At 69.7% G+C, this 12,586-nt stretch carries 12 protein-coding genes; 9 read left to right on the top strand and 3 right to left on the bottom strand.

The features are described from left to right. Positions 1-28 precede the first annotated feature (28 nt). Positions 29-988: a 4-hydroxybenzoate octaprenyltransferase gene (gene ubiA, locus EAT49_RS09580; protein ID WP_246003813.1), complete on the bottom strand. Its 960-nt coding sequence runs from the start codon at positions 986-988 to the stop codon at positions 29-31. 15 nt (positions 989-1,003) lie between these two features. Between ubiA and EAT49_RS09585 the strand changes: the two genes are divergently transcribed. Together EAT49_RS09585 and EAT49_RS09590 are read left to right on the top strand one after the other, a co-directional pair. Next, complete coding sequence (locus EAT49_RS09585) at positions 1,004-1,720, top strand: 16S rRNA (uracil(1498)-N(3))-methyltransferase (RefSeq protein WP_123642098.1); 717 nt, start codon at positions 1,004-1,006, stop codon at positions 1,718-1,720. A 27-nt stretch (positions 1,721-1,747) separates the two neighbouring features. After that, positions 1,748-2,269 carry a hypothetical protein gene (locus EAT49_RS09590; protein ID WP_123642099.1) on the top strand — a complete coding sequence of 174 codons (522 nt, stop codon included), beginning with the start codon at positions 1,748-1,750 and terminating at the stop codon, positions 2,267-2,269. A 6-nt stretch (positions 2,270-2,275) separates the two neighbouring features. Here the strand turns inward: EAT49_RS09590 and EAT49_RS09595 are convergent, their stop codons facing one another. Together EAT49_RS09595 and EAT49_RS09600 are read right to left on the bottom strand one after the other, a co-directional pair. Then, positions 2,276-3,301, bottom strand: coding sequence for a LacI family DNA-binding transcriptional regulator (locus EAT49_RS09595; RefSeq protein WP_123642100.1), 1,026 nt, complete (start codon positions 3,299-3,301; stop codon positions 2,276-2,278). Next, positions 3,298-4,851, bottom strand: coding sequence for an alpha-glucosidase (locus EAT49_RS09600; protein WP_185020714.1), 1,554 nt, complete (start codon positions 4,849-4,851; stop codon positions 3,298-3,300). The genes EAT49_RS09595 and EAT49_RS09600 overlap by 4 nt, the downstream gene beginning before the upstream one ends. A 216-nt stretch (positions 4,852-5,067) precedes the next feature. On the opposite strand from EAT49_RS09600, the gene EAT49_RS09605 reads away from it, so the two are divergent. The 7 genes from EAT49_RS09605 to EAT49_RS09635 all read left to right on the top strand — a co-directional run bounded on the left by EAT49_RS09605 (position 5,068) and on the right by EAT49_RS09635 (position 12,583). Continuing rightward, positions 5,068-6,057 carry a substrate-binding domain-containing protein gene (locus tag EAT49_RS09605; RefSeq protein WP_123642102.1) on the top strand — a complete coding sequence of 330 codons (990 nt, stop codon included), beginning with the start codon at positions 5,068-5,070 and terminating at the stop codon, positions 6,055-6,057. Between the two features lie 148 nt (positions 6,058-6,205). Further along, entirely contained in the window at positions 6,206-6,913 is a 708-nt protein-coding gene (locus EAT49_RS09610) for an ATP-binding cassette domain-containing protein (RefSeq protein WP_221181450.1), read from the top strand. A 10-nt stretch (positions 6,914-6,923) separates the two neighbouring features. Continuing rightward, the gene (locus EAT49_RS09615) at positions 6,924-7,979 is read left to right on the top strand and encodes an ABC transporter permease (RefSeq protein ID WP_123642103.1); all 1,056 of its coding nucleotides are present in this window, start codon (positions 6,924-6,926) and stop codon (positions 7,977-7,979) included. Then, on the top strand, positions 7,979-8,677 hold the full coding sequence (locus EAT49_RS09620) for an SDR family NAD(P)-dependent oxidoreductase (RefSeq protein WP_123642104.1): 699 nt from the start codon (positions 7,979-7,981) through the stop codon (positions 8,675-8,677). The genes EAT49_RS09615 and EAT49_RS09620 overlap by 1 nt, the downstream gene beginning before the upstream one ends. Beyond that, positions 8,677-9,369 (top strand): SDR family NAD(P)-dependent oxidoreductase, encoded by a 693-nt coding sequence (locus tag EAT49_RS09625; RefSeq protein WP_123642105.1) that lies wholly within the window; start codon positions 8,677-8,679, stop codon positions 9,367-9,369. The genes EAT49_RS09620 and EAT49_RS09625 overlap by 1 nt, the downstream gene beginning before the upstream one ends. Further along, a complete protein-coding gene (locus EAT49_RS09630) occupies positions 9,366-10,514 on the top strand; it encodes a cytochrome P450 (RefSeq protein WP_123642106.1) in 1,149 nt (382 codons plus the stop codon). Before EAT49_RS09625 ends, EAT49_RS09630 begins: the two co-directional genes overlap by 4 nt. Then, positions 10,514-12,583 (top strand): glycoside hydrolase family 31 protein, encoded by a 2,070-nt coding sequence (locus EAT49_RS09635; protein WP_221181451.1) that lies wholly within the window; start codon positions 10,514-10,516, stop codon positions 12,581-12,583. The genes EAT49_RS09630 and EAT49_RS09635 overlap by 1 nt, the downstream gene beginning before the upstream one ends. The last annotated feature ends 3 nt before the right edge of the window (positions 12,584-12,586 follow it).

Here is a 12,586-nt window from a genome sequence, read left to right on the forward strand (position 1 = left end):
CCTTAAGCGCCAGGGCGACAGGGTGCAATCAGACGAGCGCTGCGACGGCGAAAAACGGCAGGGGGATCAGCCCGGCATCCCGATTGGAGCGAAACAGCCGCAACAGACGGTCCGTGTCGTCGGGGTCGAATCGCGTCAGCTGCCACATCAGGTGCCAGCCCATCGCCCAGGCGCCGCAGGCGGCGATGGCCAGCGCCAGCACGTTGCGGTCCACCGTCGCATAGAACACCGCGAGCGTCAGCAGGAACACTGCGGCAGTCAGGAACCGGCGCAGCCAGCGCGGGCTCTCGCTGCCGAACAGCCGCGCGGTGGACTTGACCCCGATCAGCGCATCGTCCTCGGCGTCCTGGTGGGCATAGATGGTGTCATAGAACAGCGTCCAGGCGATCCCCGCGAGATAGGCCACCACCGCAGGGACGCCCAGTTCTCCCGTCGAAGCGGTATAGGCGAGAAGCGCGCCCCAGTTGAACGCGAGCCCGAGGAAGATCTGCGGCCACCAGGTGAACCGCTTCGCGAAGGGGTAGATCGCCACGGGCAGCAGCGCGATGAACCCCAGGGCGATCGCGGCGTGGTTGAAAGTCAGCAGGATCAGCAGCGCCAAGAGGCACTGCGCCACGAGCCAGGCAAAGGCCTGCCGCGGGCTGACCGCGCCAGAGGGAATCGGCCTGAGAGCCGTCCGCCGCACCGACCCGTCGATGTCGCGGTCCGTGATGTCGTTCCAGGTGCAGCCCGCGCCCCGCATCAGCACCGCCCCGATGGCGCAGCCCAGGGCGATCCAGGCGTCCATCAGCCCCGCCCCGCCCTTGGCGAGGATCGCCAGCGCCAGCCCCCACCAGCAGGGCAGCAGCAGGAGCCAGGTGCCGATGGGCCGGTCGAGGCGGCTCAGACGAAGGTAGGGTTTCCACTTCGCGGGCGCCCTAGTATCGACCCAATTGCCGGAGACCGCGTCCGCGATGGCGCTGCCTCCCTTCGTCGTCTGGTCGTTCATCGGGAACCCTTGCCCATGTCCTTGGTGCGCCTTCATGTAGAGCATCCGCTGGGGGAGGGGCAAATCGTGCCGCTCGATCCGGCCCAGGCGCATTATCTCTTCGGGGTCATGCGGCTCGGCGCGGGCGCCGAGGTCGAGCTCTTCAACGGCCGCGACGGGGCGTGGCGCGCCGAGGTGGCGGAGGCCGGCAAGAAGCGCGGTCTTCTGGCCTGTCGCGCGCGGTCGGCTCCGCAACGGGACCCGCCGGACCTCTGGCTGCTCTTCGCGCCCCTGAAGAAGGCGCGCACGGATTTCGTTGTGGAGAAGGCCACGGAGCTTGGCGCGCGGCGCATCTGCCCGGTTCAGACCGAGTTCACCAATGCCGAGCGCATCCGCCGGGATCGGCTGCAGGCGACGGCCGTCGAGGCCGCCGAACAATGCGGCGGCACCTTCGTGCCCGAAGTGGCCGAACTGGTGCGCCTCGACCGGCTGCTGGCCGACTGGCCCGAGGGGCGCGCGCTGATGGTCGCGGACGAAGCTCTGGCGGGCGCGGCATCTGAACAGGACCTGGCCTCTGCGCCCGCCGCGCTCCTGATCGGGCCAGAGGGCGGGTTTTCGGACGCCGAGCGGGGGCGACTCGCCGCCCGGCACGAGGTCACGCGGCTGCGTCTCGGTCCGCGCATCCTGCGCGCCGAGACGGCCGCGGTGGCCGCGCTCACGCTCTGGCAGGCCGGCGCAGGGGACTGGACATGACCCGGACCGACCCTCGGGATCTGCACCGTGGCTGACTTCCTGCGCGCCGAGGCCCGGGCATTCCTGCGCCGCTGGCGGGAGCCGATGATTGCGGCGGCCCTTGCCGCGCTCGGCCTCTGGTGGGCGCTGACGGAATTCGGCCTTCTGCGCTGGATCGGCTGGCTTCTCGTCCTTCTGGCGGCGGCGCTGGCCTATGCCGCGCTTCAGCGCCTGCGGTTCGCGCGCGGCGGCGGGGGCGCGGGCGTCGTGACCATCGACGAACGGCGCGTGGTCTACTACGGACCCTATTCCGGCGGCGTTGCCGATCTCGACGCGCTCCTGACGCTGGAGCTGGAACCCATCGCCGGCGGGCCCGCGCAATGGGTGCTGACCTGCGACACCGGCGAGCGGGTGGAGATCCCCGTCGATGCCGAAGGGGCGGACCGCCTCTTCGACGTCTTCGCCGCCCTGCCCGGCCTCAGACCCTCGGTGCTGCTCTCCGCGCTGGAGAATCCGCCAAAGGCGCCCGTCGTGCTGTGGCGCGCCACCCCGCAACGCCAGTTGCGCTGAAGGCGGTCAGGGCGCCGGCCCGTCGCTCTCGCGCGGGATCAGACGCGCCTCCACCAGGTCCTGAAGCGGTTCGGTCGCCCCGCCCAGTTTCGCCAGAACCATCCGCGCCATGCGCATGCCCACGGCGTCGAGGTCCTGGGTGAACGAGGTCAGGGCCGGATCGCCCAGCGCCGCGATCGGCATGTCGTCGCAGCCGATGACGGAGATGTCGTGGCCCGGCCTCAGCCCCAGTGCCCGCGCCGCCTCCATCGCCGAAAGCGCGATCATGTCGTTGCCGCAAAAGAGCGCCGTGGGTTCCGCGCCGGAGGTGATCAGATGGGTCAGCGCCTCGCCCCCGGTGCGGCGGGAGAGGTAGCATTCGATCTCAAGCGTCGGGTCGAAGGACAGCCCGGCGGCCGCCAGCGCCGCGCGGTAGCCCTGCCGAGCGTGGTGGGAATAGGTGTAGCGCAGGGGCGGCGACAGATAGGCGATGCGCGTGTGACCGAAGCGGATCAGCCGCTCGGTCGCCTGCCGGCCCAGGCCGACGCCGTCGCGGTCGATCCAGTCGTGATCGTTGCGCAGGGTCTGGCCCACGGTGACGAAGGGAAAGCCGCGCGCCTGAAGGTAGTCGATCCGCTCGTCCTCGGGCCGGGTCCGCCCAAACAGCAGCGCGTCGGAGCGGTGCCGTTCGACCGTGCGGCGGATGATGTCGATCTCCGCCTCGTATTCGCGCGCCATCACGACCTGCAGGTCGTAGCCTTGCGCCTGCAGCACCAGTTCCACCCCGTCGAGCAGGCCGAGGTAGAACGGGTCCACGAATTTCGTCCATGGCTTCGAGACCATGAAGGTCACCGTCTGGGTCTGTGCGGACCTCAGGGTCGCCGCCGCGAAGGAGGCGCGGTAGCCGAGGCGCTCCGCCGCCTCTTCCACCTTCCGGCGGGTGTCGGCGTTGACGTCCGCATAGCCGTTCAGCGCGCGGCTGACGGTCGAGACCGAGAGCCCGACATGGGCGGCGAGATCGCGGATCCCGGGGCGGCGGACGGCCTCCGTCATTCGGCCACCGCGATGAGAAAGCCCTGCGGCGGCAGGCCATCGGCACCGGCCGCCCCGGCGAGAACGGTGCCGTGGGGCGGGGCCGGTCGGGCGTAGTCGGTGAAGTTGAAGGCACAGACAAGCGTCTGGTCCTCGTGGCTGCGGAAAAAGGACAGCCCGTCGGCATCGGCCTCCAGCACCTCGAAATCCCCCAGCCGCAGGGCGGGGCTTTCCCGGCGCAGGGCAAGAAGCGCGCGGCAGGTCTCCAGTACCGATCCGGGCCGTCCCGCCTGACGCGACACGGACCGGTCCCGGTGCGCGGGTTCCGCCGGAAGCCAGGGGTCGGCATCGGAGAACCCGAGCGCCTCGCTGTCGTCCCAGGCCATCGGTGTGCGCGCCCCGTCGCGGCCCCGGTGGTTCGGCCAGAACCGGATCGCCTCGGGGTCCTGAAGCCTGTCGCGGGGCACGTCGGAGTGGGTCAGCCCCAGTTCCTCGCCCTGGTAGAGGATCACCGACCCGCGCAAAGAGATAAGCAGCGCCAGCAACATCTTCTGCCGCGCCTCGTCATCCTCCGCGCCCCAGCGGCTCGCCACACGCACCACGTCGTGGTTCGAGAAGGCCCAGGTCGGCCAGCCGCCACCCGCGCCGGCCTCCAGCACCGTCCGCGCGATGTGTGCGCCATCGAGCCGCGGGCCCAGAAGCTCGAAGCTGTAGGCGGTGTGCAGCCGGCCGGGCGCGGTGTATTCCGCCATCCGCGCCACCTGCCAGTCGCAGGAAATCTCTGCCAGCAGCATCCGGTCGCCCGCCCGCGCACGCATCCGTTCCAGAAACGGCAGCGTCTCGGGCCGGGAGCGGTCATGGAGGCGCTGTTGCAGGTAGTAGGGGTTGGTCGGCCGCGGCGTCAGCCCGGAGGGCGGGTTGTCTCGCAACGCCGGGTCGTGGGTGTAGAAATTCGCCACGTCGAGCCGCAGACCGTCGATGCCGAGGTCGAACCAGAAGTCCATGATGTCGAGCACCTCGTCCTGCACCTCCGGATTATGCAGGTTCAGGTCCGGCTGTTCGACGATGAAATTGTGCAGGTAGTATTGCCTGCGCACGGGATGCCATTCCCAGGCGATGCCGCCGAACCGCGCAAGCCAGTTGTTGGGCGGGCTTCCGTCCGGTTTCGGATCGGCCCAGACATACCAGTCGCCGCGCGGCCCGTCGGGATCGCCGGCACTCTCGGCGAACCACGGATGCCGGTCGGAGCTGTGGGAATAGACCTGGTCGATCACCACGCGGAGACCCCTCGCATGGGCCTCCTCGGTCAGCCTCCGCACGTCCTCGATGCGGCCGAACCGGGGATCGACGCCCCGGTAATCGGCGACATCATAGCCGCCGTCCTTCATCGGCGACGGGGAAAAGGGCGTCACCCAGATCGCGTCGACGCCGAGGTCGCGCAGGTAGTCGAGGCGCGAGATCAGACCCGGCAGGTCGCCCTCGCCGTCCCCGTCCGAATCCTGGAAGGAGCGGATATAGACCTCGTAGAGACTGGCGCCGCGCCACCACTCCCCTGCATCGTCGCTCTTCACCGCCGTCGTCCCCCTCCGAAGCTGCTCACGATCAAAAACGTTTCTGATCATCCGTCAAGCCTTTGGGGCAGGAACGGGACTTTTTGCGAACATATCCCTTGACGCATGTCAAATCCCGCCGAATAGTCAAAGTGCTTTCCAGAAACGTTTTCGGTTCACGCCGGAGGCGAGACGGCACAGCCCCGCGGGAGGCGCGGTGGGAGAGGGAGGAGAACCATGAAGACCATTGCAAGGGCGCTCGCGGGCGCCGCATCTGCGCTTGCGCTTATGGCGGGTGCCGCCGCAGCGCAGACCGCGAACTGGTGCGAGGGCCAGACCATCCGGGTGTTCTCGGGCGGGCCGGCCGGCGGGGCGTTCAACTCGATCATCGACCGCGGCGCCCTGCAGGCGGGCGAGGACACCGGCGCCAACGTCGAGATCATCTATTCCGATTGGGATTTCGACCGGATGGTCCAGCAGCTGCGCGAAGCGATCAGCCAGCAGCCCGACGGCATCGCCATGATGGGCCACCCCGGCGACGACGCACTGATGCCGCTCGCGCAGCAGGCCGCCGATGCGGGCATCCCGATCATGTACATGAACGTGGACGTGCCCGAAGTTCGGGCCGCCTTCGGCTCGGGTTACGTCGGCGCCACGCTCTACGACCAGGGCGTGTCGCTGGGCCAAGAGACCCTGCGCCTCGCCGGTGACAGGCTCCAGCCCGGCCAGACCGCCGTCGTCATGTCCCGCTGGGAGAGCGAGAACCGCGCCCAGCGCGAGCTCGGCCTCGTCGCCGTGCTCGAGGAGTTCGGCATGAACGTGATCAAGCTGCAGGAAGCCGAGGGTGCCAGCGCCGACCAGATGCTGCAGCTTCCGGCCCTGACCGCCACCATGCTGTCGAACCCCGACACCACGCTCGTCGGCTATCCGGGCGGGCCGTGGCTTTCGGCCGCGCCGATCTTCATGGATGCCGTCGGCAAGGAGCCGGGCGAGGTTCTCGGCGTCGGTTTCGACCTCGGGCAGGGCGTGATGCGCGCCTTCGAGGCGGGCCATGTCCTCGTGACATCGGACCAGCAGCCCTACCTGCAGGGCTACATGCCCGTCCTGTCGCTGTGCCAGCAGCTCGTCTACCAGCTCTCGCCGCTGGTCGTGGACACCGGCGCGGGCTTCGTCACCGCCGACAATTACGGGGCCGTGGCCCCGCTGGCCGAGGCCGGCATCCGCTGATCCTCCCCGAGGGGGCCCGTGCCGGGCGCCGGGCCCCCTCTCCTTTCGCAAACCGGATGGAGCGTACCATGGCCGAGGCGGAGCCGATCATCGAGCTGAAGAACATCGTGAAGCGCTTCGGCAATGTCGAGCGCTGTCCGGCGTCAGCATGACCGTCCGCAAGGGCGAGGTCCTGGGCCTTCTGGGCGACAACGGCGCTGGCAAGTCGACACTGGTCAAGACGCTGGCCGGGGTGCACGACCCCGACGAGGGCGAGATCATCGTCAAGGGCAAGCGCCGCACGCCCTGGACCCCGCTGGCCGCGCGCGACGCCGGCATCGAGACGGTCTTCCAGGACCGCGCGCTCGCGCCGCAGCATTCCATCGTCACAAACATATTCATGGGCCGCGAGATCACCAACGCCTTCGGCCTGACGAAGGTGCAGACCCAGATCGACGAGGCAAACCGGCTGATGCGCGAGATCGGCTTCACCTCCAAGGTGTTCAATCCCGAGTCCACCGTGGGCCACCTGTCGGGCGGCGAGCGTCAGGGCGTCGCCATCGCCCGCGCGCTTTACAACAAGGCCGACGTGATCGTGCTGGACGAGCCCACCACGGCCCTCAGCCTTACCGAGACGCAGAAGGTCTTCCGCTTCGTCGAGGCCGTGAAGGCCTCCGGTCGGACCGTGATCTTTATCGGGCACAACATCTATCACGTCTGGGAGATCGCCGACCGGTTCTTCGTCATCGACCGCGGGCGCGAGGCGTTCGAGGGGCTCAAGGCCCAGTTCGACGGCGCCGACCACCTCATCCACATGATGCACCAGCTGGCCGAGACCGGCCGCGCCGATACCGCCACCCTGAAATCCGTGGCCTGAGGAGCGAGAGATGTCCGACGCGACCCCCGCCGCCGCCCGCCCGCCCGAGGCCGATGCCAGCGCCGTCGACACCCGCAAGGAACAGAGCCGGTGGTTCCGCTACTACCGCACCAACGGCCGCGCGATGAACGCCTTCCTGACGCTGGTCATCGTCTGGGCCGTCTTCGCGGTGAACAACCCGCCGCTGTTCCTGAACCCCGTCTTCTACAACGCCTTCCTCTTCTCGGTCCCGGCGACGATCTTCCTCACGACGAGCCTCGTCTTCGTGATCGTGTCCGGAGAGCTCGACCTCGCCTTTCCGTCCGTGGTCGGCGCGGCGGGCGGCGTGTTCATGTACATGGTCATGTCGGGGTTCCCGGTGATGGGAGCGTTCTTCCTGACGCTGGGCTTCGGCGCCCTGCTCGGGGCGGGCATCGGGCTCATCGTGGTCTACGGAAAGATCTCGTCTCTGGTGGCGACGCTGGGCCTCAACTTCTTCATTCTTGGCCTCGTGAACCTCCTCGCCCAGGGCCGCACGATCAGCGCGCCCGATGCCGTGGGCACGCTGGGCAACCGCATCCTGACCGGCAAGTTCGAGCTGCTGAACACCGGGCTGCAGGTGCCCATGCATTTCGTCTGGTCGCTGCTCTGGTGCCTCTTCTGCTTTGTCCTGTTCAAATATCACAAGTTCGGGGTCCGGGTTCAGCTGGTGGGGGACAACACCGACAGCGCCAGGCAGATGGGCATCAACGTGGAGCGTATCCGCGTGGGCGTCTTCATCTTCTCGGGCATCGCCGCGGCCATCGCGGGGGCGATCCTCGTGCAGATGGCGAACATGGTCTGGTTCCCGACCTCCGGTAAGGCATACCTGCTGATCGCGCTGGCCGCACTTTTCGTCGGCGGCACCCCCACCTGGGGCGGCGTCGGCACGATCTGGGGCGCGCTCTTCGGGGCGATGACCGTGACGCTGATCCCGTCGGGGGCGGTCGGCGCGGGGTTTGCCGGCTACTGGACCGATTTCCTCTTCGGCCTCGTCATCATCCTGACGATGATCGCGCACCGCTTCTCCGGCGCACGGGTCCGCTGATGCCGCGCGCCGTGGTCACCGGCGCCGCGGGCGGGATAGGCCGGGCGACCGTCGCGACCTTCGAGGCGGCGGGCTGGGAGGTGGCAGGTCTGGACCGCGACGGGCCGGAGCCGGTGGACGTGGCCGACCCCGAGAGCATCGGGGCGGCCTTCGCCCGCATCGGCGCGCGCTGGGAGGCCCTCGACGCGCTGATCTGCGTGGCGGGCATCAACCACCGCTCCCCGGTGGCCGAGATGCATGTCGCGGACTGGGACCGGATGATGGACGTGAACCTCGGCGGCATGTTCCTCGCCGCGAAGTTCGGCGTGCCCCTGCAGGCCCGGGCCGAGACGCCCGCCATCGTCACCATGGCCTCGATCTCCGGCCATGTCGCCTCGCCCGATTACCCTGCCTATGTCACCACGAAAGCCGCGGTCGAGAGCTTCACCTGGGCGCTGGCACAGGAGGTCGGGGACCGCGGCATCCGCGTGAACGCCGTGGCGCCGGGCTGGGTCGACGCGGGCTTCACTGGCGCGGCGCTCGACCAGATGGACGACCCCGAGCCGCTCTATGCCGCCGCGCGGGAGGCGCATCTTCTGGGCCGCATGGCCGAGCCCGAGGAGGTCGCGGCGGCGATCCTCTGGCTGGCCTCGCCCAGGGCCTCCTTCGTGACCGGCCAGACGCTTTTCGTCGATGGCGGGCTGATGCGGAAGCACTGATGGGACGGATCGCGATCACCGGGGGCGCGGGCGGCATCGGGGCGGCGACCGTGACCCTCCTGCAGGCGGCGGGACTCGAGGCCGTATCCCTCGACCTGGCCGAGAACCCGGACGCCGCCGAGAGCCACATCGTGGACGTCTCGGACGAGGCGCAGGTAGCGGAGGCCCTTGGCCGGGCCGGGCCACTGACCGGCCTTGTCTGCATCGCCGGAACCAACGCCTTCGGCCGGGTGGAGGACCTCGACTGGCAGGACTGGCGGCGGGTCATGGCCGTGAACGTGCGCGGCGCGATGCTGGCGATGAAGCACGCGCAGCTCTCTCCGGGCGGCGCAGTGGTGCTGATGGCCTCGGTCTCGGCCCATATCGGGACGGACGGTTATACCTGCTATCACGCCTCCAAGGGCGCCGTTCTGGGCCTCATGCGAGCCACCAGCGGAGAGTTCGCACCCCGCGGCATCCGGGTCAACGCGGTCAGTCCCGGCTGGGTCGACACGCCCTTCACCGACCGCGGCCTCGCCGTCCTGCCCGACCCCGACGCGGTGCGGGCGGGCGCGGGTGCCGCCCATATCCTCGGCCGCATGGCGCGACCCGAAGAGGTGGCGGAGGCGATCGCGTTTCTCCTGTCCGACGCGGCCTCCTTCGTCACCGGGACGGAGCTGATCGTGGACGGCGGATTCCTGAGGAAACGATGACCAACGAAGACCCTTTCGCCCCCTACCGCGACGCGGGCGGCTATCTCGGCGACTTTCGCGGAGAGCGCATCCCGGTGATCCTCGGCTACCACGCCGTGCGCGACGCGGCGAAGGACTGGCAGCGGTTTTCCAACGACGCGCAGGGCCGGGTGCCGATCCCCGCCGAGGACGACGTGCGCAGCCTGCGCCAACTGCCCATCGAGACCGACCCGCCGCTGCATACCGAGCTGAAGGATCTGGTGCGCGACTGGTTCCGCCGCCCCGCCACCGATCCCGCCCTGCGCGAAGCGATCACCGTGCTGGTGGCGGAGGCGGTGGAGAAGGCGCTGGCGGCCGGCGAGGTCGAGGTGGTCAGCGGATTCGCCCTGCCCCTGCAAAGCCGTGCGCTTGCCCTGCTGCTGGGCCTGCCGCGCGCGGCGGGGGAGGAGTGGATCGCCTGGGGCCTCCACGCCTTTCGCACCGCAGGCGTCAACGACCCCGCCCGCGCCGACCGGCTGCTGAAGGTGCTGGAGCGCGAAACCGACCGCGCCATGGCGCAAGGAGGCGACGATTTCTTTGCCTTTCTCGCGGGTGCGGAGTTCCGGGGCCGCAAACTGACCCGCGACGAGATCCTCGGTTATGCCCATGTCACCTTCGCCGGGGGCCGCGACACGCTCATCGCCTCCATCGCCACCGCGCTGCGCCACATGGCGCAGAGGCCCGAGGACCTAAAGGCGTTGCGCCACAGCAACCGCCTCGCCGTGACCGGGGCGGAGGAGATCGTGCGCTGGCTCTCGCCGCTCGATCATATCGGCCGCATTTGCCCCCATGCCGACGAGGTGGGCGGCCATCCCCGCGCGCCGGGCGAGCGGATCGCCCTCTGCTGGGCCGCGGCGAACCATGACCCGGCAGTCTTTGCGGACGCGCAGACCCTGCGCCTCGACCGCAGCCCCAATCCCCACGTCGGCTACGGCGCGGGGGACCACGCCTGCCTCGGCGCGAGCCACGCCCGCGCCGTGATCCGCGCCGTGCTGACCGAGACCGCCGCCCGCGCGGGCCGGATCGACCTCGTGGAGGAAGCGCCCGACATGCGCGACATCGGGGGCGTGGTGCACCGGCGCGGCTACGCGCGGCTGACCCTGCGGTTTCATCGAAAGGACGACTGATGTTCACTGCCGAAGCCGGCGCCCTGACGGTGCGTTGCGCGGGCGAGACACTGCGGATCGAGGCCCACGGCCCCGACGCCCTGCGCATCCGCGCCCGCCCCGGCGGCGCCGTGGCGGAGCCCCATGTCTCCGCCCTGCTCAACCCGGCCGACACGGCGCCGGAGGTCCATGCCGGTGAGGACCGGGGCCACATCGTCAACGGCCGCATCCGGGCGGACGTGCGCCTGACCCGCAGGCTGGGCGCGGACGTGACGCGCGAGCCGGTGATCCGCTTCACCGACACCGTGACGGGCGAGGAACTGCTGTCGGAGACCCGCTCCCACTTCGCCGGTCCCGCGCCGCGGTCGTTCAAGGCGCTGGCCTCGGGCTCGTTCCAGCTCGAGGCGACCTTCCGCGCCTACGAGGACGAGCACCTGATGGGCCTCGGCCAGCCGCAACACGGGCAGGAGGATCTCAAGGGCGTCTCAACGACGCTCGCGCAGCAGAACACCCATGTGGTCGTGCCCTTCGTGATCTCTTCGCGGGGCTACGGGTTCCTGTGGAACAACCCCGCCGTGGGCCGCTGCGATTTCGCCCACAACGTCACCCGCTGGCGGGCCGAGGCGACGCCGGGCCTCGACTACTGGATCTGCGCCGGGGACAGCCCGCAGGCGATCCTGCGCCGCTACCTTCAGGCCACGGGCATGCCGCCGCGCCTGCCCGAGTGGGCCACGGGTTTCTGGCAGTGCAAGCTGCGCTACCGCACGCAGGAGGAGGTCCTCGAGGTCGCGCGGGAGTACCGGCGGCGCGGGCTGCCGCTCTCCTGCATCGTCATAGACTTCTTCAACTGGACGAAGCAGGGCGAATGGCGCTTCGACCCGGACCAGTGGCCGGACCCCGAGGGGCTGGTGGCGGAACTCAAGGCCATGGGCATCCGCACGATGGTGTCGATCTGGCCCACGGTCTCGGCCAACTCCCGCCACTACGGCGAGATGCGCGACAAGGGGTTTCTGTTGCGCAGCGAGAGGGGCCTGCCCGCGCTGATCCAGTTTCCCGACAAGGACCCCTACGGCGTCCACTTCATGACCTATTACGACGCCTTCAACCCCGAGGCGCGGGACTTCCACTGGGCGCGCGCCAAGGAGGGCTACCTCGACCGCGGGCTGGAGAATTTCTGGATCGACGCCTGCGAGCCGGAGCTACGCCCGCTTCACCCCGAAAACGTCCGCACGTATCTCGGGAACGGGGCGGAGATGCTCTCGGCCTATCCCGTGCTCCACGCGCGCCGCTACGCCGAGGGCCTGCGCGCGGCGGGCAAGACCGGGTCCGTCCTGCTCTGCCGCTCCACCTGGGCAGGCGGGCAGCGCGATCCGGTGATCCTGTGGTCGGGCGACGTCTGGTCCAACTGGCAGGATTACCGCGCCCAGGTCGCGGCGGGGCTGCACGCGGCGATGTCCGGCATGGGCTGGTGGACGACCGATATCGGCGGCTTCTACGAAGGCCACCGCGACGACCCGTCATTCCGAGAGTTGCTGGTGCGCTGGTTCGAGTTCGGCGTCTTCTCCCCCATCTGCCGCCTGCACGGCGTGCGCATCCCCGACGGCGTGCCCTTCTCCGCGCCCGACGGAGAGGTCGACTATGGCCGGCCCGTGTTCGAGGTCTTCACCGACACCGGCGGCGACAACGAGGTCTGGTCCTACGGCGCGGACCTGCTGGCGGTCTTCACCCGCCTGCTGCACCTGCGCGAGAGGCTGCGGCCCTACGTGCAGGCCTGCATGGAGACCTTCGCGGAAGAGGGCATCCCGCCCATGCGGCCCCTGCCCTTCGCCTTCCCGTCCGATGCCGGGGCGCGGGCGCAGCAGGGGGCCTATATGCTCGGCCCAGACCTGCTCGTCGCGCCGGTACTGGAGGAAGGGGCGGAGAGCCGGCAGGTGCGCCTCCCAGCCGGGGAGGCATGGGTCCATGTCTGGTCGGGCGACCTGCATGACGGCGGTGCTGCGGTCACCGTGCTCTGTCCCTACGGCGCGCCCCCGGTCTTTTGCCGGCAGGGCGCATGGGACGCGCGGAGGGCCGTTTTCTCGACCGGCTGAGCC

This window comes from Histidinibacterium lentulum (assembly GCF_003789055.1).
Classification (GTDB): domain Bacteria; phylum Pseudomonadota; class Alphaproteobacteria; order Rhodobacterales; family Rhodobacteraceae; genus Oceanicola; species Oceanicola lentulus.